Annotated in this window: 17 protein-coding genes and 1 pseudogene; 12 read left to right on the forward strand and 6 right to left on the reverse strand. The window is 49.4% G+C overall.

All coding sequences use genetic code 11. From position 1 onward, the window contains the following. Window positions 1-119 precede the first annotated feature (119 nt). Window positions 120-1,505, reverse strand: coding sequence for an IS1380-like element IS1380A family transposase (locus tag QQM41_RS11375; protein ID WP_012812583.1), 1,386 nt, complete (start codon window positions 1,503-1,505; stop codon window positions 120-122). A gap of 95 nt (window positions 1,506-1,600) precedes the next feature. On the opposite strand from QQM41_RS11375, the pseudogene QQM41_RS11380 reads away from it, so the two are divergent. The 12 genes and pseudogenes from QQM41_RS11380 to QQM41_RS11435 all read left to right on the forward strand — a co-directional run. Next, window positions 1,601-2,203: pseudogene (locus QQM41_RS11380) on the forward strand (TonB-dependent receptor domain-containing protein); the annotation flags it as partial. A 94-nt stretch (window positions 2,204-2,297) separates the two neighbouring features. Then, a complete protein-coding gene (locus tag QQM41_RS11385) occupies window positions 2,298-2,987 on the forward strand; it encodes a Fe2+-dependent dioxygenase (RefSeq protein WP_339078114.1) in 690 nt (229 codons plus the stop codon). 437 nt (window positions 2,988-3,424) lie between these two features. Then, entirely contained in the window at window positions 3,425-5,113 is a 1,689-nt protein-coding gene (gene cydD, locus QQM41_RS11390; RefSeq protein WP_339078115.1) for a thiol reductant ABC exporter subunit CydD, read from the forward strand. After that, window positions 5,110-6,801 (forward strand): thiol reductant ABC exporter subunit CydC, encoded by a 1,692-nt coding sequence (gene cydC, locus QQM41_RS11395; RefSeq protein WP_339077177.1) that lies wholly within the window; start codon window positions 5,110-5,112, stop codon window positions 6,799-6,801. Before cydD ends, cydC begins: the two co-directional genes overlap by 4 nt. A gap of 64 nt (window positions 6,802-6,865) precedes the next feature. Next, a complete protein-coding gene (locus tag QQM41_RS11400; protein ID WP_339077178.1) occupies window positions 6,866-8,479 on the forward strand; it encodes a cytochrome ubiquinol oxidase subunit I in 1,614 nt (537 codons plus the stop codon). A gap of 14 nt (window positions 8,480-8,493) precedes the next feature. Continuing rightward, window positions 8,494-9,633, forward strand: coding sequence for a cytochrome d ubiquinol oxidase subunit II (gene cydB / locus QQM41_RS11405; protein WP_339077179.1), 1,140 nt, complete (start codon window positions 8,494-8,496; stop codon window positions 9,631-9,633). Window positions 9,634-9,646: 13 nt separating this feature from the next. Next, on the forward strand, window positions 9,647-9,841 hold the full coding sequence (locus QQM41_RS11410) for a hypothetical protein (RefSeq protein WP_019087756.1): 195 nt from the start codon (window positions 9,647-9,649) through the stop codon (window positions 9,839-9,841). 343 nt (window positions 9,842-10,184) lie between these two features. Beyond that, window positions 10,185-11,525 carry a sorbosone dehydrogenase family protein gene (locus tag QQM41_RS11415; RefSeq protein ID WP_339077180.1) on the forward strand — a complete coding sequence of 447 codons (1,341 nt, stop codon included), beginning with the start codon at window positions 10,185-10,187 and terminating at the stop codon, window positions 11,523-11,525. A 324-nt stretch (window positions 11,526-11,849) separates the two neighbouring features. Beyond that, a complete protein-coding gene (locus QQM41_RS11420) occupies window positions 11,850-12,668 on the forward strand; it encodes a mechanosensitive ion channel family protein (RefSeq protein ID WP_003630273.1) in 819 nt (272 codons plus the stop codon). 200 nt (window positions 12,669-12,868) lie between these two features. Then, window positions 12,869-15,145: a TonB-dependent receptor gene (locus tag QQM41_RS11425; RefSeq protein ID WP_339077181.1), complete on the forward strand. Its 2,277-nt coding sequence runs from the start codon at window positions 12,869-12,871 to the stop codon at window positions 15,143-15,145. A gap of 269 nt (window positions 15,146-15,414) precedes the next feature. Continuing rightward, a complete protein-coding gene (locus QQM41_RS11430; protein ID WP_128106212.1) occupies window positions 15,415-15,936 on the forward strand; it encodes a DUF4142 domain-containing protein in 522 nt (173 codons plus the stop codon). A gap of 347 nt (window positions 15,937-16,283) precedes the next feature. Then, complete coding sequence (locus QQM41_RS11435; RefSeq protein WP_339077182.1) at window positions 16,284-17,894, forward strand: B12-binding domain-containing radical SAM protein; 1,611 nt, start codon at window positions 16,284-16,286, stop codon at window positions 17,892-17,894. Window positions 17,895-17,915: 21 nt separating this feature from the next. On the opposite strand, the gene QQM41_RS11440 is transcribed toward QQM41_RS11435, so the two are convergent. The 5 genes from QQM41_RS11440 to QQM41_RS11460 form a co-directional block, all read right to left on the reverse strand. Then, complete coding sequence (locus QQM41_RS11440; RefSeq protein ID WP_339077183.1) at window positions 17,916-19,556, reverse strand: TolC family protein; 1,641 nt, start codon at window positions 19,554-19,556, stop codon at window positions 17,916-17,918. Next, window positions 19,553-21,379: an FUSC family protein gene (locus QQM41_RS11445; RefSeq protein ID WP_339077184.1), complete on the reverse strand. Its 1,827-nt coding sequence runs from the start codon at window positions 21,377-21,379 to the stop codon at window positions 19,553-19,555. Before QQM41_RS11445 ends, QQM41_RS11440 begins: the two co-directional genes overlap by 4 nt. Continuing rightward, window positions 21,360-22,436 carry a multidrug transporter subunit MdtN gene (gene mdtN / locus QQM41_RS11450; RefSeq protein WP_339077185.1) on the reverse strand — a complete coding sequence of 359 codons (1,077 nt, stop codon included), beginning with the start codon at window positions 22,434-22,436 and terminating at the stop codon, window positions 21,360-21,362. The genes QQM41_RS11445 and mdtN overlap by 20 nt, the downstream gene beginning before the upstream one ends. After that, entirely contained in the window at window positions 22,409-22,687 is a 279-nt protein-coding gene (locus tag QQM41_RS11455) for a YtcA family lipoprotein (protein ID WP_339077186.1), read from the reverse strand. Before QQM41_RS11455 ends, mdtN begins: the two co-directional genes overlap by 28 nt. Before the next feature lie 338 nt (window positions 22,688-23,025). Continuing rightward, a complete protein-coding gene (locus QQM41_RS11460; RefSeq protein ID WP_339077187.1) occupies window positions 23,026-25,386 on the reverse strand; it encodes a TonB-dependent receptor in 2,361 nt (786 codons plus the stop codon). Between the last annotated feature and the right edge of the window lie 209 nt (window positions 25,387-25,595).

Here is a 25,595-nt window from a genome sequence, read left to right on the forward strand (position 1 = left end):
CGATCTGGAATATTGACGATATTCTGCTTCTGGCGGCGGGTTCTGAACGCAGTGAGGGTGTCACGGCCTGAGAAGGCAGTGTTGGTGGAAGCTATGTGGTCTGTGCACTGTCTGTTTCTTCAGATGGCCTGCCGGAGCCTTCGCAATCGTGCATGAGCGAGGGCGAATTCGTGCTGACAGGGGAACATGTCCGGCATGAACAGGACAATCCGACGGACGCTGAGCGTTACACGTGTCGCGATTTTGAGCAGTCGTGCGCGTATGGTGCCACAGGTCGCCGTCTCCAGGCTGGTCTGGCCAAGGGCCAGTCTTTGCAGAGCGGTCAGCAGGACATAGGCTGCGGCCGAGAACCACAGCCGGAGCTGGTTGGCCCGGATGGTGTGGGACGAGGTCCTGTCTGAGAACAGATCCATCTGGCATTCCTTGATGCGGTTTTCCATATCCCCGCGTGCGCAGTAAATCTGTTCGTAGAGATGGCGGGGGTCGGACATTCCCTGCGGTAGCGTGGTGACAATAAAGCGATGATAGCGGTTGCCGTGGCGCCATTCGGCCTTGGCCACGACCCGCCTGCGGCGCGTCCAGCTGTCCTTTGTGATCCAGTCAAAGGAGGCGAAACCGCGCGCAGCTCTGCCTGTCGTGGCGGCTTCGTCACGAACCTCAGCGGACAAAGAGGCAATCCGGTCATACAGGCGGGTGTTGCCTGCAAGCCCGAACAGGAAGTCAACGTGGTTGTCTTCGCACCATGTCATCAGACTGTCCCGGGCGAAACCGCTGTCCCCACGCACCAGGATACGCACCCGGGGCCAGCGGTTCCTAATCTGCTCCACGATCCGGCTGATGTCTGCCAGTGCTTCCTTCCCCGGGTCCCGGTCTGCCGTGCGCAGGGTGGCGCTCAGGAGATGGTCTCCGCAGAAGATGTATAACGGCAGATAGCAGTTATGGCCGTAATACCCATGAAAGGCCCGGCCTTCCTGATGGCCATGGATACGGTCATCGGTGGCATCCACATCCAGAACGATCCGGGCGGGTGCGCGCTCATGCTGGTCCATGAAGAGCGTCACGAACAGGGTAGCCAGGGCCTCATGATCAGCAATGATGCGGCAGTAACGATCTGCCTTGTGGCCACTGCGCTCCAGCCGGTTCAGCGTGGATTTTCCTGCCAGTGCTGCGCAGTTTGCCCGGCCTCCTGACAGACGGCCCGAGGCCAGACCAAAGATCAGGTCATGCCGCAGGGCATCGTGATCATTGAGATCTTCATAGCCCAGTGCCAGGCCCATGATCCGCTGACGGACAAGGTCTTCAACCCGGTATTCCACAAAGCCGGGATGCCGCTTATCGCGAAAACAGGCAGCAAAGCGGCGGCTGAGACCCAGAATGTCATCAGCCTGCTTCACCAGAATGACGCCCCCATCCGAACTCATGCGACCCCCGTCAAAACGGGCCACAACACGCCGTCCACAGGAGGCTGGAAATTCATACGCGCCTGCGCTACACTCTGTCTGCATCGGGTTTTCTTATAGCTTACGAAAATTTCTTTTACACAAAATAGACTTTTTCATAATCTAACCCGATGTACAACCCTTCTGTGAGATTTCCGCGTCAAGGTTCCAAGCCAGAACGTAGCCGACTTTATGAGTTGGGGGCTAAATATTCAGCTTTCCATGATCGTATTGGTTTTGCGGCCTCTGTTTTCCGTTTGGAAAAGGGCAATTCCATTCAAACAGATCCAAGTTCCGGCACAGTTACACCAACCAGCGATACACAGCGCAACCAAGGTGTGGAGTTGAGCGTATCTGGCATGATTATGAAAAATTGGAACGTGATTGCCACTTACGCACGGTATGACAGCAAAACACTTTCTGGTACAGCAACCGATGTTGGCAAGCAGGTGCAGTATGTGCCCAGAAACCAGGCAACAGTTTGGACAACATATGAAATTGCACCCTCCAAGCCCTACAATTTTCTTGTGGGTGGCGGGATGACATGGCGGGAAGGTGTGTTTCTTGATAACGCCAATACAGCACGCGTTCCTGCAAACGTAGAATTTGATGCAGTTGTTTCTCATCGTTTCGATCAGCATTGGAAAGTTACGATGAATGGTTACAACCTTGCCAATCGTCTAAATTACGGAAACCTGTTCAGTAACCGTGTTACGCCATCTATTGGGCGTGCCTTTTTGTTCAATTTGGCAGCGGATTATTGATTGATCTTGTGTCGGAAATAAAGGAAGGGGGGCGCGTAAGAGATGCTCTTTCCTTTCTGGATATAAGTATAGAATATTAGAAAAGTTTTTGATGATGTTTTTGTGTATTCCATCTGTTCTGACTGCTGATGAGCTTGCCTATTGCCGGATGAAGTTAGAAGCAGCAGAATGGACAGATGGGCGGGAAACCGCAGGGGCTCAATCTGCCAAAAGTAAGAACAACTTACAGCTTCCCCGTAACTCAGAAACTTGTTTGGAGTTGGGGGAGCTAGTTTTGCGCGCTTTGGGCCGGAATGCCTCGTTTAATAGTGCTGTTCTGCCGTATAAAGTTACGCCCCCTTTATTTAATAGGTATGAAGGGGGTATGCAATTTGGTGCTCATGTGGATAATGCGATCCGCGGTGTTTTTGCGGGTGGCATTCACACGCGTATTCGCACGGATGTTTCCTCAACATTGTTTTTTTCTGAACCAGAAGAATATGATGGTGGCGAACTTGTTATCCATACTAACGGCACGCTGCAATCAGTTAAGCTGGCTGTTGGTGATATGGTCGTATATCCCACTACGGTATTGCATAGCGTTGCGCCAGTTACACGTGGCAAAAGATTGGCTGCATTTTTTTGGTCACAATCTATGATCGCAGAAGAAAGCCGTCGGCAAATTATGTTTGATCTGGATATGCAAATCATATCCTTGCGCGAAAGATTGGGGGATACGGATCAAACTGTATTGGCGCTTACAAATACCTATCATAATTTAATGCGCCAATGGTGCATTCTGTAAATAAGAAAATATAGTTATCATCCTCAATAAATATTTTTATATAGAAAACATAAAATATATTGAGCGTGTAATTCTATTCTTGAGAAAGGTTTTGCTTCCGGCCATCTGATCATAAGTCAGATGGCTTTTTTCTTGGTCGCCAATAAAGGCTGTATTGCAGCAGTTCATTCATCGTGACTTCATCATGTCGCGCGTTTTGCTTGTATGACCATGCTGCCGCACACCCTTTCTGCCTTCAAAATAGTTAATAAAAATATGTAAGTTAATGGAGAGGATATCTTCACTCGAGAGAGATTTTTCTTAGTAAAAAAGTATATTTCAAAAAGCCGCCTTCTTTCCCTATCTTGACATAAATAAATACATAATTACATAAACAATGAATAAAGGCGGTACCCTTATCATTCCCCGTTCCTGTGTGGGAGTGAGGGGCAGTGAGTGTGAAAGTGATGACGCAATCTTCGGGCAACAAAACCCTTGTGGGCTTTACGCGGCGCATAAGCCTTTGGCTTGGTGTGTCCGTGCTGCTTGGTGGCGTTGCTGCTGTATTATTGGTCTTACAACTTACTGTTTTTGCACAAATTGTTGCAGATCTAGCTTTTAGGCATCACGCGTTGGAGGCTGAAGTTCCAGCGTTAGGATGGCTGGTAATTTTGCTGGTTGGGCGTGCGCTCTTGCAATGGGGGGCTGATATTGTTGCTGCCCAAGGCAGCCTGCGCCTTATCTCCAAATTGCGGAATGAACTGCTACAGCACCTATTCCATGTTGGGCCTGTAGGAATGGCCAACTACACAACAGGGGAAACAGTTACGGTGCTGGATGCCGGGCTAGAAGGGTTGGAACCCTATTTTGCCCAGTATATTCCACGCGCCGCCATGATGGTGGTGTTGCCGTTTATGATATTGGCCACTGTTTTGCATCTGGATGGCTGGAGCTTCTTAATTCTGGCCTGCACCGGGCCGCTTATTCCTGTTTTTATGGCGCTGGTTGGGTATCGGGCACAGGCTATTATGGACCGACAGTGGACCCAGCTTCTGCTGCTGGGTTCATCCTTTCTGGATGCATTGCAGGGGATGACAAGCCTGCGGCTGTTTGGTCGTGCAAAGGATGTCGTTGTCGCGGTGGCAGGTATGGCAGATGAATATCGCTGTACAACCATGTCCGTCATGAAAGTGGCATTTCTTACCTCGGCAGTGCTGGAGTTTTTTGCCAGCCTGTCCATTGCGCTTGTAGCCGTTGTGTTCGGTGCACGCTTGCTGGAGGGGAAAGCAGATTTTCAGTCTGCTTTTTTAGTGCTGCTTTTGGCGCCAGAGTATTTTATGCCGCTGCGGGCTTTTTCTGCCAGTTATCATGCACGCCAAAATGCAACTGCAGCCATGGCCGGAATCAGCAAGCTTTTTGCACTTCCAGCAGGAGTTGCAGATCATACTCAGCAGCCAATGATAGAGCCACTTCTATCTGTAAACTGTGAGAATATATCAGTAGAATATGAAGAAAACAGACCAGTTTTGTCTCGTGTAAACTGTACATTCAATCGTGGCGCAGTTAGCTTGATAACAGGGGAAAGTGGCGCAGGTAAAACAACGCTGGTGCGCCTTCTGCTTGGCCTGTTATCGCCTGTTGCTGGGCGTATTGTTGCAAAAGATGTTCATGGCCAAATACATACGCATTGGCAATCTTGCATTGGTTGGGTGCCACAGCGGCCTTGCCTTATACATGGCACAGTGGCGGAAAACCTACGTCTGGCAAACCCACAAGCAGATGTTGAATGCCTTCGTAACGTTGCGCGGCAAGCTGATGCACTTTCGTTTATCGAAGCTCTGCCTCAGGGGTTTGATACCCCCATAGGAGAGCGTGGGGTATGTCTGTCTGGCGGGCAGGTGCAGCGTTTGGCGCTGGCACGTGTGTTGTTGCGGAACCCGCAAGTTCTCATTCTGGATGAGCCCACAGCTCATCTTGATCCCGAAACTGAGCAACGTGTTGCTGCCGCCATCGCGCGTGTTGCACTTGATCGTATTGTTATTGTGGTCGCTCATCGTGGGGCAATCATCAATCACGCACGGCAAGTGTTGCAGGTGCATAAGGGGCAGGTTTTTAGCGCCCCACATATGTTGGAGCACGCAGCATGACACCGTTTTTACGCCTTGCCGTGCTGATAAAGCCCATTCGGCGCGAAATGCTGATAGGGCTTGCGCTGGCAGTATTTGCATCTCTGGCTAATTTTGGGCTGCTGTTTTTGTCCGGCTGGCTTTTGGCCGCTGCGGCAATAGCGGGCCTTGGCGGAATTGTAGCACAAAATGCCTTTAATATTTTCTTACCTGCAGTAGGTGTCAGGTTTTTTGCCACTGTACGTATTCTTGCGCGGTATCTGGAACGTGTGGTGACGCATGATGCCACGCTACGGTTTATTGGGCAGGTGCGTGCATGGAGTTTTGAGAGGCTTGCACCCCAGGCTCCTGCCGTTCTGGCTCGGCAACGTAGTGGGGATATGCTGTTCCGCTTTGTGTCTGACACAGACCGGATGGGGCAGTTTTACCTGGAAGTTATGCTGCCTTTTGCCGCGGCTGCTATCTGCGGCGTAGTATATGTGACTGTAACAGGCTTATTTTCTTTTTCAGCAGCTTTGGTTTTGGCTGCAAGTCTGTTGCTGTGCGGAACTATCATTCCACTAACAATAGCCAAGCTTTCAGCAAAAGCGACCGCGCAGATCAGCCTGCAGCAAGATATTATGCATGCAGATATGGCGGAAATCTTACAAGGTATGGGCGAATTCATGTTTCTTGGCGCTGCAAACAGCGTGCAAAAACATATTGCAGACCAGCAAACCAATATTCGCTTATGCCGCCAAAGGATTTTGCTGCTCCAAGGTGGGGCGCGTTGTCTCAGCACGGTTATTGGCACGTTAAGCGCGGTGGCAATGTTGGCTCTTTCTACGCATGCTTATCATGCAGGCACGCTTTCCGCAGCGTGTTTGCCTATGTTGTCATTGGGCGGGCTTGCTGCATTTGATGTGGTGGGGCCTTTACCGGCTGCGTGGCAATTGCTTGGGCATGTGCGGGTGGCTGCACGCCGCGTATTTGCTGTATGTGATCAGCCTCCATGTGTGTCTGTATCTGCTATAATAGCCTCACCAGTTCAAGCATTGGATTTGTGTTTTTGTAACTTGGGAATGCGTTACCCAGAAGCAAAACACTGGGCGCTACGGCACGCTAACTTGTTGATCCGGCAAGGAGAGTATGTCGCTCTTGTTGGGCCATCAGGGGCCGGCAAAAGTACGCTGATAAATCTGCTGTTCCGTTTTTATGATTATCAGGAAGGAACAGCCAGTTTTGGTAACGTTGATCTGAAAAACGTCGATGCTGATGTCATGGCGCAGCACATTGGCGTGGTGGCGCAGGATTATCACCTGTTTCAGGGCAGTATCCGGCGTAACCTGATGATTGCTAACCCCAACGCCACAGAGGAAGAAATGTGGCGGGCATTACAGATAGCGCAGCTGGCAAAGTTTACACACGCTGAGCCAGCAGGTCTGGATACCTTGATTGGAGAAGGAGGTGTTCGCCTTTCTGGCGGGCAGGCGCGGCGGTTGGCCATAGCGCAGGTTGTGCTGCGTGCACCAGCCTGGATCATTCTGGATGAGCCGACCGAAGGTCTGGATGCGCAGACGGAGCAAGAGCTTATGGCCGCCTTGCTTGCTGCTCTACCGCCGCAAACAACCATAATGTGCATTACCCACAATCCTGCAGTGGCCGGATTGATGGACCGTATCGTGCGCGTTGAAGAAGGCCGGTTTCATGAGGCCGGGAGAGCGCCATGATCCGACGATGACCTGACCCACCCAAAACCCTTATTTGCTTTTACCGTAATCAGGAGATCTGACGGTGGAATTTATTGATCCCAATGTCGTCGATCTGTCGCGCTTTCAATTTGCGTTGACGGCATTGTACCACTTCATGTTTGTGCCGCTTACCCTTGGCCTTACATTCATGCTGGCAGCTATGGAGACGGTTTACGTCGTTACCGGCCGGCAGATTTATAAAGATATGGCGCAGTTTTGGGGCAAACTGTTCGGTATCAACTTTGCCATTGGTGTTGCAACCGGCATCACAATGGAATTTGAGTTTGGCACCAACTGGTCCATGTATTCTCACTTCTTTGGGGATATGTTTGGCACGCCCTTGGCTATTGAAGGCCTGATGGCCTTTTTTATGGAATCTACCTTTGTAGGTCTCATGTTTTTTGGGTGGGATCGGCTGAGCAAGCAGGCACATCTGGCCGTTACTTATCTGGTAGCTCTAGGCTCCAATTTGTCAGCCCTGTGGATACTGATTGCCAATGCCGGGATGAATGTGCCCGAAGGTGCACATTTTGATCCAGAAACCATGCGTATGCAGTTTGAAAGCTTTGTAAATCTGGTTTTCAATCCAGATGCACAGGCCAAGTTTGTACATACATCTGTTGCGGGTTACGTTTCTGCGGCAATGTTTGTGATGGGGATTAGTGCTTTTTATCTTTTGCGCGGTCAGCACCGGCAGTTTGCAGCGCGTTCATTCCGTATGGCGGCGTTGTTTGGCATTATCTCCACCGTGGCAGTTATCACGCTGGGAGATGTGCTGGGGCGGTTGGATTATGAAAAGCAGCCGACCAAAATTGCGGCAATTGAAGGCCTTTGGCATACCAGTAAACCACCGTTTGAGCCGTGGATTTTGGCCGCGCTGCCAGATGATGCCAAGCAGGAAAACCATTTTGAAGTTGGTGTGCCGCTTGTACTTACTCCGCTGATTACCCATACGTTTGATCAGCCTATTACGGGTATGCACGAACTGGAAGATGCTGCCGGGCCGCGTATTCGTTCGGGTATTGAGGCTGTAAGCGCCTTGCGCCGCTATGGCGTAACGCATAGCGATGCAGATCTTGCTCTGTTTACGCAGCATGAGCAGGATATGGGGTATGGCCTGTTGGCAGCCCGACACGCGCCCAATCAGGATGTTACGAACATTCCTGAAAATCAGATTGATACTGTGGTGAAAGCAACCCAGCCCGATATTCTCCCCAACGTGTTTGTTACGTTCTGGTCTTTTCGGTTTATGGTGTTTCTCTCCCTATGGTTCTTCGCGCTGTTTGCTATCTCGGCATATATCAGCCTGAAGCGTCGTCTGGAGCATAACAAACTTCTTTTAAAACTGTGTATGTGGTCTATTCCTTTGCCAATTTTGGCAACAGAGTTTGGGTGGATTACGGCTGAAGCAGGCCGTCAACCGTGGACAGTATTTGGCTGGCTGCCAACATTCCTGTCTGCCTCAAGCCATGGTGTGTCTTACATGGTGTTTTCGCTCATCGGGTTTGTGCTGCTTTACAGTGTGTTTATTGCCGCAGAACTTTACCTCATGTTCAAGTTTGCGCGTCTGGGGCCAGAGCACGACAGTATGGAACCCCATGCTCAGCATGATGCTCCCAAACCGTCTGCCTTTGACATGCACTCCACGGCTTCCTGATAGGACACGGTGATATGGAACTTTACGCGATACTGAAAATAGTCTGGGCCGTTATGCTGGGTGTGCTGTTTATCGGCCTTGGCACCATGGTGGGCATGGATATGGGGGTTGGGACATTATTGCGCTTTGTAGGGCGTAATGATGCCGAACGCCGTACGGCACTTAACATTATTGGCCCGCATTGGGATGGCAACCAAGTGTGGTTCATTTTGGGAGGAGGGGCAATTTTTGCCGCTTTTCCCACACTCTATGGTACATCGTTCTCGGTTTTTTACGTGGTCATGATCACGCTGCTGTTCAGCATGATCTTACGTCCGGTCGCGTTTGAATATCGCTCCAAGGCAGATAGCAGACTATGGCGCGCAAGCTGGGACTGGGTGTTTCTTGTTTCGGGCTTTGTGCCGATGTTTATCTACGGCGCAGCCTTTGGGAATATTCTGGAAGGGGTAGGATACCATTTTGGATGGACAGGGCAGTATTATCAGGATGAATCCTTCCTGTCTTATCTGCTCAACCCCTTTGCCATTCTGTGTGGCCTTATGTCCGTTAGCCTGAGCATTTATCAGGGTGGGGCTATGCTGATGCTGCGGGCTGATAACCCAATTTGGGCGCGTGCTCGGCATTATGCCATTGCCGGAGGTATATTTGCGGCCATCCTGTTTGTGGCTGGTGGCGTGTGGATGCAGTTTTTGCCCGGATTTGTCATGCAGGCTCCGGTTAATCCTGCCATGCCAGCAAACCCGCTACATGGGCAATCAGTCGCCATAGTTGCTGGTGGGTGGATGCATAATTTCCACAATTATCCTGCCTTGTGGGCGCTGCCTGTTGTGGGGGTGGTTTGTATGCTGGCAGGTTCTGCCATGCTGGCGGCTGGCCGCACGGTAGTGGCCTGGTGGTTGGGGCTGGGTGCATGGGCTGGCACCATTATGACTGTTGGCTGCGCTATGTTTCCATTCCTGATGCCGTCCTCCACCGTGCCAGATCAAAGCCTGACGGTATGGAACAGCACGGCAAGTGAATATGGCTTGGGCTGTATGTTGGCTGTGGCCGCCATTTTTGTGCCGATTATTCTATCCTACACTTCGTGGTGTTATTACGTCATGCGCGGGAAAGTTCATACCGCTGATGTCGTAAACGATACCCATAGCTACTGATTGTGAGGTCGTGATGACAAAGCTTTTGCGTCTGGCTGGTCTGGCTGTTGTTCTTGTGGTTTCCCTGTTGTTTGCCGTGTTTGTGGGGGACCAGGGGCCTTGGTATTTTGCGTGGGTGATCGGCACGGTCATGATCATTCTGATTTCTGGGGCAGGGGCTATTATGCTGGATGCTCAATCCAACCTTTCATCCGATGAGGAAATCTGACTATGATGGGTGATCTCGAACGGATTATTTTCTTTATTCCCGTTGTGTATATGGGGCTTTACCTTATTGCTTATCGGTGCGGACGGCGCTGGTTCCCATAATAAAAAGGTGCCACCCCAACATATGTGGGTGGCGCCATTATTGGGTGCAGCAGGTAATATAAGTGGCAGATAGTGGAACCTGCCAAGATGTTCGGATGTTACACAGGCACTACGCATTGACCAGACGATCATGCTGTTGTGCTTAAGCTTGTTCTGTTCTTGTTTTTTCTTTCAAGGAATGGAGCACAGGTTTCCTTGTTGGGTGCATGATCTTGGTCGTAACATAAAACCGAGAGAATGTTATGAAAACATGGGTGTACTGGGGTAGCGTTGGCGTGCTGAGCCTTGCGGTTATCAGTGCTGCTGGGTGGAAACTTTTATTGCATCCAGAAGCAGCAGTGTTGCCTGTTGCCGCCGGGTTTGGTCCTAGTCCTGATCTTCCAAAACCCAACCATACCTTGTTCCCAACGGTTAATATTGCAACGCCTATTGGGTGGTCGGGCACGCAAGCTCCATCACCCGCACAGGGGCTGGCTGTTACGGCTTATGCAAAGAACCTGAACCACCCGCGATGGCTCTATAAATTGCCCAACGGTGATATTCTGGTGGCCGAGAGCAATTCCCCCAAAACAGATGTTAAAACTGTTAAAAGCCGTATTGCCGGATTTGTCATGGGCAAAGCAGGGGCGGGGAATGCCAGCCCCAACCGGATTATTCTGCTGCGTGATACATCAGGGAACGGAACTGTAGATACGCGCACGGTTTTTCTGGATCATCTTTATTCTCCATTTGGGATGGCTCTGATAGGGAATGATCTCTATGTGGCCAATGCCAATGAGATTTTGCGTTTTACTTATCATGATGGCGATACGCAGATTAATACGCCGGGTACCAAAGTGGTGGACCTACCTGCAGGATATAACCATCACTGGACTAAAAACTTGCTTGCCAGCCCAGATGGCAGCTTTTTGTACGTAACTATCGGATCCAATAGCAATGTTGCCGATAACGGTATGGAGGTTGAAGAAGGGCGGGCGCGGATAGACAAACTTGACCTGTCCACAGGAAAGCTCATCCCATATGCAACCGGCCTGCGTAACCCCAATGGCTTGGCTTTTGAACCAGATAGCGGTGCCCTATGGGTAGCGGTAAATGAGCGGGATGAAATAGGTAGTGATCTTGTGCCCGATTACATTACCGCCGTGAAGGAAGGGGCGTTTTATGGCTGGCCGTATAGCTATTACGGCCAGCATGTTGATAGCCGTGTTTCACCTCAGCGTCCCGATCTTGTGGCGCAAGCTGTTGTGCCTGATTACGCGGTTGGGGCGCATACTGCATCCATCGGGATTGCGTTTTCTCATGACGCCATCCAACTTCCCGATGCTTGGCGACATGGGTTGTTTGTAGCGCAACATGGATCATGGAACCGTAGGCCTAAAAGTGGCTACAAAGTTATCTATGTGCCGTTTGCCGATGGTCAGCCAGCAGGAATGCCTATTGATGTTCTGACGGGCTTTTTAACATCTGATGAAGCACATGTGCATGGGCGGCCGGTAGGCCTGGCACTTGATCGTTCAGGAGCGCTGCTGGTTGCTGATGATGTTGGCAATGTCGTATGGCGTGTGACAGAGCAGAACCCATAGTGCCCATCGCCTTGAAATGTGATCCTTGCATTCAGGATAATAAAATACGGATCACAGTTATGTGATTTTGGTGCCGAACATGTGCATATGCTTTCAATATCATGAAGGTATATGCACAGAGTTATGACACTGTGTGCCGCAGAATCCGGCCTCACGCCCGGACGCCTCAGTGCGGTGGCGATGTGTGGTTAACCAATTCACAACAATATGTATAAATTTTAGTCAGGCCATAATGATGACGGATAGCCGTGACATATCCTACCATGTCAGGAAGGTGCGGGCGCTACATGCTGCCGTGTAGCAACCGCGAAATATGATTTAGGGATGATTATGGAAAATCAGGTTCATTCAATTTGGGCGCAATTAAGCGGGCTATTGCCTGTATTGTTAGGGTATGTAAGCCAGTTTGTTCTGGCATTGATTGTTCTTTTTGTAGGCTGGAAAGTTGTTAACGCTGTAACGCGGGCAATGGGCCGGATGATGACCGCCAGCCATATAGAACCCACACTCCGTGGTTTTCTACTCAGCGTTGTGGGGCTGTTCCTAAAAGCTCTTTTGCTTATTAGCGTTGCCTCCATGGTAGGTATTGCAACAACATCCTTTGTTGCGGTGTTGGGTGCAGCAGGCTTGGCTGTTGGTATGGCGCTACAGGGTAGCCTTGCAAACTTTGCTGGCGGTGTTTTGATTCTGCTGTTCCGTCCTTTCAAGGTGGGGGATTCCATTACTGCAGGTGGCAGTTCAGGCACGGTGACATCCATTGAGATGTTCCGCACTGTACTGCTGGATGCAAACCACGAAATTATTTATGTTCCCAACGGAACGCTCTCAAACAACATTGTTATTAACAGCTCGGAATCTGACAGGCTTTTGGGCTCAGTCAGTTTGCTGATTGATTATAATGATGATCTTGATAAAGCACGGACGCTGTTGCTGGGGCTGACAGAACAAGATCCGCTGGTTTTGAAAGATCCGGCTGCTTCGGTTTCCTTTTTACCCAAGCCTGCAAATATTCAGGTCACTTTGGGATTCTGGTGTGCGCCGGGGGATGTTTCATCTCTCGTGGCAAAGTATTCCGAGGATTCAATCAAGGTGCTTCAGCGTGAAGGTTATCGTTTGGGGGTAACTGCGCGACCAGCCGCATAATACACGCTATTCCTGTTGGGGCTTCATAAGAGCCATCAATTTGGAAGCAAGGGGTAGGCATTGTCCTACCCCTTTTTTGATTCAGTTGGAGTTTGAGTGCCTTGCAGAAGACCCAACGAAAACTCATGGAAGTACGTACTTGCAATTTATTCTTAGTTGCTTGATAAGGCGCGGGCCGTTCCCATGCAGTGAGCCTTGCCATGAGTTTTCGTGTGTTTTGTTTGAATGCGCTTTGTGTTTCCAGCCTGCTTGCAGGTGTTGGAGAAGGCGTTTTCTTTTCTGATTACGTACGAGCAGAAGATGTAGCATCGTCACAAAAGGCTGTTCGTGCGCCACTTGCAGCTAAAAAACAGCCAAATACAGATCATGCAAAAAAGGCGGAGCAGGGGCAAAACAAACAGACACCAGATTCAGTTGCAGCCAAGCAGGAGGATCTGGTTGTTAAGGCATCGCGTAATAACCGTATGTATGTCACCAACGGAGGGGATCTCGGGGCATTAGGGCATAAAAAGGGGTTAGATGTTCCGTTTAATATACGGAGCTATAATTCCAGCCTTATTCTGAATCAGCAGTCCCAAACGCTTGGAGATGTTCTGCTGAATGACCCAACTGTTCGTACAACAATGGGGTACGGCAATTACGCTCAGCTTTTCCAGATACGTGGCTTTACCCTGTATGGCGATGATATCGCGATTGATGGCTTGTATGGTGTAACGCCACGCCAGCTTGTTTCACCACAACTCTATGATTCAGTTCAGGTTCTCAACGGTGCCAGCGCGTTTTTGAATGGTGCCGCGCCGGGGGGATCTGCCATTGGCGGCAATGTCAATCTTATTCCCAAACGCGCAGCTTCTACTGATATCACACGCGTAACAGGTGATTATACAAGCAGCGGGCAGGGTGGTGGCGCTTTTGATCTCAGCCGCCGTTTTGGCAAAGACCGTGCTTATGGTTTCCGCTTCAATGCCGCAGGCATGGATGGCGAAACACCCATCAAGGGGGAACGGCATGATGATATTGCCCTTGGCGGTTCCTTTGATTGGCATAATGATGATACGCGCATCAATATGAACATGAACTACCAGAAACAGCAGGTTTTTGGTGGACGCAGTGCCATTATTGTTTCCAGCCTTGCAACAGATATGCCCACGCCCAAGGCAACATCTCCATCAAAAAACTGGGGACAGCGCTGGGCTTATACAGATTTGTCCTACCTGTTCGGTACGTTGAATATTGAACATGACTTTGGTGAGCATATTACCACCTACGCAAAATTTGGTGCCCAGAGTGGGAACGAAATGGGTAATTATGCCACAACCACGCTTACCAATTCTCGTACAGGGGATGGATCTGTGGGGGCCATGGCAGATGCTTATAATGTGATGAACGAGGCAACGCAGGCAGGTGTGCGTGCGCATGTCAACACAGGTTTTATCAAGCACGAAATCAATGCGGGTGGTTCTGCAATTTGGGAAGAATCAGATGCAGCCTATGCCATGAGCTTGGTAGGGGAATCTGGAAACATTTATCATCCCACCCAGTTTACGCCCAATGAAACATATGCCGGAGGGAGCCTGCGCAACCCGGGACGCGTTTCATGGAATAAGCTCTATAGTTTGTTTCTGTCAGATACGATGACTTTCTGGCACGATCGTATCGCTTTGACAGGTGGCTTTCGTTATCAGGATATCCTGTCAGATTCCTATAATTACGGAAGTGGTAGCCTACTTTCGCATTATAATTCTTCAGCCTTTTCCCCTGTTATTGGCCTTGTTGTGCACCCGGTTAAGAATTTTGCGTTGTATTTTAACCGTATTCAGGGGCTTTCTGCGGGCACGACTGTTGGTTCTACCTACGTCAATGCAGGGCAAACCTTTGCGCCGTATCAGAGCACGCAGTACGAGGTAGGTGCCAAGTATGATGTGGGCCGTTTTTCTGCTGGCGTTGCATTTTTCCAGACATCCATGCCGTATGGCATGACAGAACCCTACGGAGATACGGGTGAATCTATCTATACCCAAAGTGGTAAGCAGAGAAACCGGGGTATGGAGCTGACATTCAACGGAGAAATCCTGCGCGGTTTGCGGTTTAATGGGGGCCTCACGCTGATTGATGCCAAGCAGGTGCACACAGCAGGTGGGGAATATAATGGCAAGACCGTTATTGGTGTTCCAAATTATACAATTAACGGCAATCTGGAATACGATGTCCCCTTCGTAAAAGGGCTAACGCTTGTTGGCCGTGTGGTTAGCACTGGCAAGCAGCAGTTTAATAACGTTAATTCAGCACATTTGCCTGCGTGGTCCCGGTTTGATCTGGGGGCGCGTTATACCTTTTTGGTGCATAACAAGCCTCTTACAGCACGGTTTGAAGTCGATAACGTTGGAAACCAACGTTATTGGGCCTCTGTTTATCAGAGCGATCTGGTTATGGGTGACCCGGAAACATTTAAGTTTTCAGTAAGCGCTGATCTCTGATACAGCCATATTAGAAGATGCTATTGTTTAGGGCCGGATGTCGCTTTGTCGCATCCGGTTTTTTGATATGTGCATGAGGCCACGATTTTCTTTTGAGAAACAAAGTTTCCAAATTTTTAAAAGTTATTTTGTAAATAAAAATTATTTAAAGAGAAAATTGTTCTTTGATGGTGTGAAACCTTTAGTAAAGGGTGCCGTTCAACACAGTGCGCACTGTGCGGATTTATCTTTTCTGTAAGAAAATCACCGCTTCCAAAAGGACAATACTAATGAAAAAAATGTACTTTCTTGTTGCGGCTTTGTGTGTTGCTGCGCCAGCGCTTGCTGAATCTTTACCAGAACGGACAGGCATCAATTCTGTTATGGGCATAGCACCTAAAACAGATGATTTTATTCAGGCTGTTGTATGGAGTGATCTTTTTGAGATTCAATCCAGTCAACAAGCACTTTCAGAGCCTTCTCTTAAAGATTTTGCATCTAAAATGATAGAAGATCACCACAAAACTTCGGCGGAGCTGAAGCAGATTGTGAGCGATAACAACATGAACAACACGCTGCCAGTTGATGTTGATGAATCAAGCCAAAAAAAGCTTGATACGCTCCATGGCCTGCATGGTGAAAGTTTTGTGCGGCAGTACCGGGAAGATCAGATAACAGCGCATGAAAATGCGCTCTCGCTTTTCCAGCGTTACGCAAAGAATGGGGATAATCCTGCCCTGAAAAAATGGGCTGCCAGCACCGTGCCAACGCTTGAAGAGCATCTGAGATTGGCAAAGAATCTGCCCCAATAAAACTGCCTTGATGATCTAAGCTGTAGAGCGCGAGCGTTCACGGCGGGAAATATCCTGCCAAGGTAATGCGCACCTTGGTATGTCATTTTCTTCTGGAACAGTGATTGATTTGCAATACATGCGCTCTTGAGCGTATAAGCAGCATTCACTCAGATGAAAGGTCGTGTAACGACCTTTTGCTGGCTCTTGCCGCTCTCTGCTCTCAGAACGACGCCCATATGGAAGGTGTCCAGAGCACTTCACCCTCCATAGGAAACCCAAGCCCTGCAGGGGGCTGTGCGCCGTCGAAGAGAGCGAGATATCGTCCACTTTGATTGTGATCAGCTGTTCAATCAAAGGATATCTCTGTGACGACCGATAGCTGCAAGGTCTTGATGATCTTCCCTCTTTTTAACGCCAGTTCATTCTGGAATTATAAAGAAGCCTGTGATCTGGCTGGGGCACGTTATCCGGCAGCTCCCCTTGGTTTGATTACGGTTGCAGCGCTGCTTCCCAAAAACTGGGAGGTGAGGTTGGTGAACCGGAATACCGAGCTTTTGACGGATGATGATTTCGCTTGGGCGGATATGGTCATGACCGGCGGCATGCTTCCCCAAAGAAATGATGCTCTACGCATTATAGAAATGTGCCGTGCCAGCAATAAGCCTGTGGTGGTTGGAGGCCCAGATGTCACCTCCAGCCCAGATCTGTATAGCGCAGCAAATTTTCAGGTGCTGGGTGAAGCGGAAGAAATCATGATTGATTTCATAACGGCTTGGCGTAACGGGGATACACAGGGCGTCTTTAAGGCTCCTATGGGCAAAACAGACGTTACCAAAAGTCCTCTGCCGCGCTTTGATCTGTTAAAGCTCGACCAGTACCTGCATGTAGGTATTCAGTTCTCACGCGGGTGCCCGTTTAGCTGCGAGTTCTGCGATATTATTGAGTTGTATGGGCGTGTGCCGCGGACCAAAACAAACGCGCAGGTTCTTGCTGAACTGGATGCATTATATGCTCTTGGTTATCGGGGACATGTGGATTTTGTTGATGATAATCTGATTGGCAATAAAAAAGCGCTCAAGAAATTTTTGCCGGACTTGAAACTCTGGCAGAATAAAAAGAAATTTCCGTTTGAGTTTTCAACCGAAGCATCTATCAATCTTGCAGATGATACGGATTTGCTGCGCGGTCTGGCAGAGACAAATTTCTTTGCCGTATTTATCGGGATAGAAAGCCCCGATACAGATACGCTGGTGATGACGCAGAAAAAGCAGAATACCCGACGCAGCCTGCAAGAAAGCATTACCAAAATTCATGAAGCCGGCATTTTTGTAAATGCTGGTTTTATTGTTGGCTTTGATAGTGAAAAAGGCAGTGTTGCAGCAGGGATGGTGGACTGTATTGAAGATACAGCCATTCCGGTTTGCATGGTTGGGTTACTATATGCTCTGCCAACAACACAGCTTACACGGCGCCTGCTGGCAGAGGGGCGCCTGTTTTCTGGGGGCGAGCAGACGCAATCTGGGGATCAGTGCACGGCGGGGCTGAATTTTGAAACAAACCGGCCACGCCGCGATGTATTGAATGATTACAGAACCGTGCTAGCAGAAATTTATAATCCGGTTGCATATTTTGGTCGTGTCCGCCGCATGGGGCGGATGCTTAAGCGTGAGCGTGCCCATAAAATGATACGGGGTGATTTGCGCAGCTTTATCCGATTGCTTTTCCGTATTCATCGTGCAGGCCCCGGAACAGCCAAACAGTTCTGGCGCATGATGCTTGATTGTGGCCTGCATAACCCCAAGGCAATACCTTATGTGGTAATGACGAGCGCACTTTATTTGCATCTCGGCCCATTTTCACGGCAGGTAGTGCGTGAAATTGATAGGGAAATTAAGGATGTAGATGAAGGGCGTTGGCATGCCCCAGCAGTAAAGGTTGCAGCAGTGCAGGCCGCAGAACTGGAACCTGCTGCATAACTTGGCGGATACAGAAAGAACTTAATAAGGCTGATATTCTGGCGTGCTGTGGTCAAGCGCCCCGGTGCCGAATGCCAGCCCAGCTGCCGCAATAAGTGTGGCATAATAGGCATCGGAATGGCTGAGTGTTGCATCTACCAAGCCATTTTCAGCTAGAGACGTTTGTACAATAGACCCAACACCATTGCGGTAGGCAGCATATGCGGCATCAAAAGCTGTTTGTGCGGCTATTTCAAGTTTGCCGGAGGATGCATAAGCGGCCAAACTTGTGTGTAGGGCATTTTCTGCTACCACAATTTGTTTAACGGATGAATCAACCGTTTTCTGTAAAGCTGCGTTGGCACTGTCAGCTTGATCCTGTGCCTGCTTAAGTTGTGCAGCCCGCATACCACCATCAAAAATTGGCACGGAAACGCCACCAAGAATAACACTGCTGAGTGAATTGGAAGAGAGGTTGAGGGTGGGAGAGGAATCACTCCCAACACCCGGCACAGAAGAAAGTGCCAAGTGGCCGGTTGTATAGGCCACGTTTCCGGTTACAAAAATCTTTGGCAGAAATTCGCTTTTAGCAGCAGCAACCTGGCTTCTTGCAGCTTTTGCATGGGCATACGCTGCAAGAACATCTGCACGCCGTGAAACAGCTTGTTGAATAAAGGCATCACTCAGGCGCGTATCATCCAATGCCAAAGGTCTGCCAGATATATTCTCTGTTTCAAAATGAGTGCGGGGCGAAATGCCGATAGCGTTAACAAGTTCCAGATACGTGTTTTCAACATCGCCTTGTGCCTGAACAAGACGGAGTTCTGTTTGGGCTGTAGCCTGTTGGGCTGTAGCCTGTTGGGCTTGTGTAACATCTACAATAGTGCCTTGCCCATGTTTAAGGCGCGCTTGCGCGGCTTCCTGCACGCGTTTGGCGTTTTCTAGAGCTTTTTCCAGAAAATGCACTCGGGATACGGCTGCCGCATGTGTATAGAAAGCGATCGTCACACTATAGATAATTTTCTGGTGTTCTGCGGTAAATAGAATATTCGCGCCAATCTGGGCCTGTTGAACGGCAGCAAGAATAGCTTCTCGCTTACCAAAATCAAAAAGCAACCATTCCAAACCTAATGTTTGAATTTCCCCAGCACCTGAATGCGAATTACGCATGCCCCCAATAAGGTTATTAAAATTGGTAACCCCGCCATTAAATATTTCTCCCGCAGCGCCTCCATTGCTGATGCTGGGAGTATCACCATTATTGCGTGCACGGTTATAACCGCCGACGACTGTTGCAGTAAGACGCGGAAGATACGTGCTTTTGGCTATGCCTACGGCCAATGCGGCATCTCGTGCAGTATCCCATGCCCGGCGTGTATCGGGGTTGGTGGATTGGGCAATGTCAATCAATTCTGCCAGACTGTAAGCGTGTCCTGCTTGTGTTGTTATGGCGGCATCAGCCGGGCGTATTTCAATCTGCTTGTTGGACGGTAGCGTATAGCCCGGTGGCAGAACCAGGCCGTGGGCATTTGCACGTCCGGGTTTGATTTCACCATTAGCAGAAAGATTTGGTTCCCACGGCGCATTGGGCTGGGCAGGGGCTGTTTCCAGTTCCTGCGTTGCACATCCACAAAGCATCATAACCGCACAATAAGCAACAAGCCGGAAAGGATTATGGGTCATTGTGCGTTGCGTTCCAGTTGTTCGATATATGCGGTGGTGTGCGCTGGGGTATCTTCCAGCAAGGTGGTAGCTAAATGATCAGCCTGGATCAATGTGCTATGCCACGTAGCCAATTGGTACTGGAGTTGGTGTGTGTTTGCGCCCGGATTGACTGGTTCCGTCTGAGTGTATTCCAGCGTCAGTTTTGCGGCATCCAATGCGCTTTGAGCTTGCGCAAACAGGGCCTCGCGTTGCTGAAGTGTGGGAGCCTGTTCCTGTTTGCGTAAAAGTTGGAAAATAGCTTTCAGCTTTACTGGCACCAGATTGCGGGCACTTGCGGGCCAGAAACTGGTGAAAATGGCGTAAGTAATAAAATTACCAATCATGATCCCGACAATGCGGTCTCTCGCTGTTGTCATATCACTTGTTGGGCCATAGCCGTTCAGATCGGTCAGATAGAAAGCCAAGCCGATCTGAAATCCTGCATAGGCGATCCGCTGATTACCTGCTTTGACCCAAGCCGCCAGAAGTGACACGCCAAAAACAAGCACCAGAAAGCCGGTTATGCCATCAAGGTGCGGCATAACCCAAATAATACTTAAAATACCAACCACTCCACCAATAAGAGCACCGGTAATACGAAGTGTTAATTTAGATATCATCTCGCCCGTAGTGGGGAGTGCAACAATAAAACATGTGATGATACAGGTGTGAATGCCTGGCCAATCTAGCATTTTGAATAAAAGATAACTGCTCATAACCGCGGCAGTACCTTTTACGGCAAAGCGAATATGATCAGGATTACTAAATGCATCAGGCGCGAAAAACCCTGATTTCTCTTCAAATTTTTTGGAGTCCTCTGTTATCGGTGTGGTGAAGGTTGGCAGAAGGGAGGCCAATTTGCGTAGCGTTACACATTTTTCTGGGTTTGCAGGAGGAGTAATACTGGTAGGATAATCTCCTTGAGCAAAGATTGTCGCCATTTCAGTAAGCGTGCCCAGCAATTCAGCAGACGCGGTTGCACCTGACCGTGCGGCGTTGCATGAAAGAGCCAAAACGGCAACGCTGGCATTTGCGGCTTGTTGCAGGCAGGCCAGATCCTGTGGTGACCAGATTTTTTCCAGCTTGGCCATTTTGACATTGCGCATCATCTCAGAAGCCCCTGTGTTTAGAAGGGTGCTTGCATGATCAAGCAATGTGGGATCCGGGTTTTGTAATAAGGAAATGGAAAGCTTAAGGCGTTCCGTTATGCCTTCTGTAAGGAGTGTTTTGGGGGAGGGGCAGATAAGTAGCCCAAGCACAACCATGACTGCACCCGGCACAGCCAGAAAAAGGTCTGCATACAGCACGGCGCGGGTTACAATTTCCCCTACGGGAACCTGATCAATGGCAATAAGGGCGTAAACGATAATCAGCCCAAGCATATAGGCCACAGGCTTGAGTTTGCTGGCTGAACCCAGAAAGAAAAACCCAAAAGAGAGCAGTGCAATAACAATAATCAGCCAAAGAGGATGATCCAGCGTAAGCCGGATAAGCCCGTAAACAAAGGCCAATAGAAAAAGAATAATGATGTTAAGGCCAATAGCAGCTACAGCATTGGTAACGCGGTCTTTCTGCCACAACGCCATGGTAACAAGGGCTGGCACGGCCAGATCAGGCACTTGCCATACTTCTCCAACCAATACCGTGGCTGTGCATCCTGCAGCCATACGTAAAGCATACCCAAGGCGGCCGGGTGCTGGGTTGCACACTAACGCCCATATGCGTGAGAGTGTGAGTTTAGGAGAACTATTCCTATCTTGCTCACCTTGCTCGGGGGAGAGGTCAGTGGCAGGCGGCACCATACCGGATCTCTACATTAGCAGTGGCTCCCATGCGTAACAGTTCAGGCCGTATATCATCTATCTTGATACGTACAGGAAAACGCTGGGCAACATGCACCCAATCCATCTGTCGTGGCACAATAGGGAGCGCACGCGCAAGAATGGTTGTATCAGCAGACATAATGCCCCAACCAATGCTTTCTACATGCCCATGTAACGGCGTATGCCGATCGATCATGGAATAAACCGTGACACAATCGCCTGCATGAATGGACGAAAGGTGAATTTCACGGATGGGGGCGGTAACGTACCATGCATCATCCGCAATCAGGGTAAACAGCACTTGTGATGGTGCCAGAACCTCACCGGGCTTTACTTGTAGGCTGGTAACGTATCCATCAGCAGGGGCGGTTACAGTTGTCTGGCGGAGTTCATAACGTGCATGATCCAGTGTGGCCTGACTTGCAGCCTGTGCCGCCAGAGAGCTTTTAAGGTTACCCACCGCCATATCTGCGGCAATAGATTGTTGGTGAGCCTGCGCCAATGAAACTTCAGCGTTATGCAGTGCCACCCGTGCCTGATCGTATTCTTGCCATGGAATATAGGCTTTTCCGGCTAGGGGTTTCAGGCGTTCTGTTGTGCGGGCAGCAAGATCGCGGTTTGTTTGGGCGCGGGTAATCTGGTCCGTAGCCACAGCTGCATTGGCGGTTTTAACACCAACTAGTCGCTTCTGGTTTTCTACTTCAGCATTTGCCAGTTCCAGATTGGCTTCGGCTTGCCTTACGGTCAGCATGTAAGGTTCCGGGTCTAGGCGGTACAATACATCGCCTTTGTGCACATGCTGGTTAACGTGAACCCGCAGGTCAATCAGGCGTCCACCCACGGTGGAGGCTACATGCACCAGTTCGGCATCAATGCTTGCACTATCGGAACTTGGGTAACTATTGCTTTTATGGGCAACAACAATACCGCATAGGCTTGCCGTTCCAATACAGGCAACCGCAATAAGAATACCTAAGGGCTTCTTGCCTGAAATACGCACGTGCTGCATTAACCCGGCCCAAACACAAATACCCATAATGCCAAGGCAGCCAGAACACCCAAAGCAACATAGGTAAAAAGACGAAAGCTCAAAAGAGCATCAATTCCGGTTAGGAGGAAAATAACGCGCAAGGTTAGTGCGACCGCAATACCCGTTATTCCGCACACCATCCAAGCAGGAAAATAAGCACCAACGATAGGGAAGGAAGGTACCCCCCGAAATGTACACCCGCTAACCAGAGGAACGAGTAAAACAGAGAGGAACCTATGGGAGGGGCTGGGTATCATGCGGGCAAGAAGACTTTTCTGTGATCAGTGTTCGGTGTTTTTTCGGTTAGCATGTTTCCAGTGAAAGAATAGGCAGAAAAACAGATTCACTTTCAAAACCACCCAAACTTAACGATGTTAAAATGGGGGAAGTGCGAAATAAATGTCAAGCATCAAAACATTTATGCCATGTGCGTAATCGGCATTTACCGGAGGTTGAATGGAAAATAACGCAAACAACCTGCAAAAATAGAAAGATCAGATGTTTCTGGAATAACTGTATGAAACAGAACGGCTCTGCGCACTGCTTTTAAGAAACAGAGCGCAGAGCCGCTTAAATATTATAGTGATGTATCGGATTAAAAATCAGCAGAAAGAGTAGCAGTGACCACAAACGGAGAACCGATAACGTAGGTGGGCTGTGAACCAGACAGGCTCTTGCCCGTAAGCACACCATGCTGTGTTTTGGCGTTTGTTGTATAACCATACATTGAAGACAGATAATGGTTATCGCCAAGGTTTACGAGGTTTAGCTTGATTTTAGGAGAGACGTGGCCAATTTGCGGCAAGCGTCTGCCAAAGCCAAGGTTGGCCGTAACGTAACCGGGAATGCTCTGGTCGTTCATAAGCGTGGCGTACTGGGTGCCAGTATATTGCAGCGTAAAGTTGCCGAACCATTTGCCATCATTATAGGTCAGCCCCAATGAGCCTGAGAATTGCGGGGCGCCAACTTCCTGCTTACCCTTTGTTGCAAGATAATCTCCTGCATAGGCAATGTTGTTTCCGTTTTTAGTGTGCATATACTGGCCAGATGCATAAGCACTAACGTGGTGCCAGGGGCGCGTGGCAAGTTCAGCCTGAATACCATAGGCCTCCATGCCACCGGCATTGATCAACTGTGAAATTGTTGATGTTGAGCCCGGTTCATAGCTTACAGCCGAAACCTGATGGTTGGTTACGTTATAATGAAAGCCGGCCAGATTGGCCATAAACAGGCCGCTATAGCGATAGCCTATTTCTTCCGTAATCATATATTCCGGCTTGTAATCAGACATCGGGAGAGATGTCGCCTTGCCATTGTTGTAGCTGTAAGAGGCAAGCTGTGAACTCAGCCCCGCTGGCAAGTGGTAACCGGTTGTGCCGTTTACATAGATCTGATGGTTCGGATTAAAGCGGTAATTGATAAGCACCTGTGGTGAGGGAACAAACACGTTTTTAATGGATTTGCTTGCCGTTACGCCTGGTAGATCTTGGGTGTATTGGCGGTTAGCCATGACCATTCTAATACCACCATCAATAGTCAGGCGGTCATGCAGGAACGACATTTTGTCGTCCACGGCAAAGCTATTCAACTGCTGTAAGGCGTTTTCATTATCTTCGTTAATAAGCAGGCCGCCGTTGGCTGTAAGGGGGGCACCATTGGAGTTCCAATGTCCACTGCCATTCACAGGGTAAAACTTCTGGGAGGCCGCTTCCTGAGCGTAAGAATACCAATAGGTAAAGTTAAGCGTATTGAACTTATGCTTCCAATGCCCGGTAAGCGTTAAGCCGGAGGAAATTGTATACCAGTCTGAAACTTCAACAGATGTCAGCTTGCTTACTGATGGATCATATCCAGGCAGGTTTTTATAATCATCAAGATGCGCGTATTTTTCTGCCCCCGCGTAACCATTGGCAACGGGTACGGTTTCTCCGTAATAATAAGGACCATGAAATTCAACAGAATAGGCTTGTGCATCCAGGCTCAGGCCATGGCCAAAGCTGAAATGGTTTTTTAATGTGCCATAAATAGCCCCGGTATTTTTGCCGTTAAGCCCAACGTAGTGCGTATCGCCGTTGTAAAACTGGTTGTTCAGGCCATATTTTGTGCCGTAGGTTTTCCAGTTCGCCAAGGAGGGGTAAAGCCATTCACCCTGAGCAGCATCTGTAAAACCAAAAATGGCCTCTGAATGGCTACCGGGTGCCCAGCTTTTTGTAAGCGCTGCATCCACATGCCATTTGCGGATATCACCAGCACCACGCCACATATCACTCCGTGCGTAGGAACCTGATACAAAGCCCCGCACGCCGGAATGCCCGATTTCTCCCGTATCGTAGCGGATAAAGTCTTTGTTGGTGCCGTAAGACCCACCAGAGGCTGCAACATGCACATTCTGGCGATCCATCGGGTGGCGCACGGTGGCGGAAACTTCAGCGCCTGTTGCGTTGTAGGTTGGTGAATTAATGTCCACCGAACCCTGCATTACATTCACCTGGCCCATATTCTCACTATCAACGAGAGAAGGGGTGTAGGTGCTGTACGTAAATGGGTTGGCTGCGGGCATACCTTCAAGCGTGACACCAATTTCTGCCTGCGCCATGCCACGAATATGAATGGTAGAAAATGACGTGGTAAGAGGGCCTTCACTGGCAGAAACGACACCAGGCACTGTCTGGATCAGTGACTCAATTGTGGAGGTGGGGGACTGCATTTCGATATAGCTATGGGAAAGTGAGCTTATCGTTTTGGCAGATGTCTGTTTTACCATCATGCCGCCGCCTGCAGTCTTGCGCGAGACGACGTCAACATTCTCATCCTTAGCTTTCGGTAATTTGGCCGATTTTTTTGCGGCAAGGGGAGCGTGATTTTTATGTTTATCGGGGTTGCTGCTCGCTTTGGCTATGGTTGCGGTGTTTTGAGCAAATAAACAAACTGTGCTCAGGATAAGGAACTTTTTCATTGCGGTGTCTCATCTCCCCATAAGGCGCCGCAACCTATCCGACTTTTCTTGGGTGTTTGATAAGAATTATAAAAATTCATTTATATTACATAGAGTATTCACAAAACATTCATGGATTTTCTAAAAAACGGGAGTTCTGTGTATACGGCAAAATATTGATCGTTTGTGTTTTGCCTTATTTGTGTGCTTGCGCGCGTGTGCAGATGGCT

It is taken from the genome of Acetobacter sp. AC2005 (assembly GCF_037901235.1).
GTDB classification, from domain to species: domain Bacteria; phylum Pseudomonadota; class Alphaproteobacteria; order Acetobacterales; family Acetobacteraceae; genus Acetobacter; species Acetobacter oryzoeni.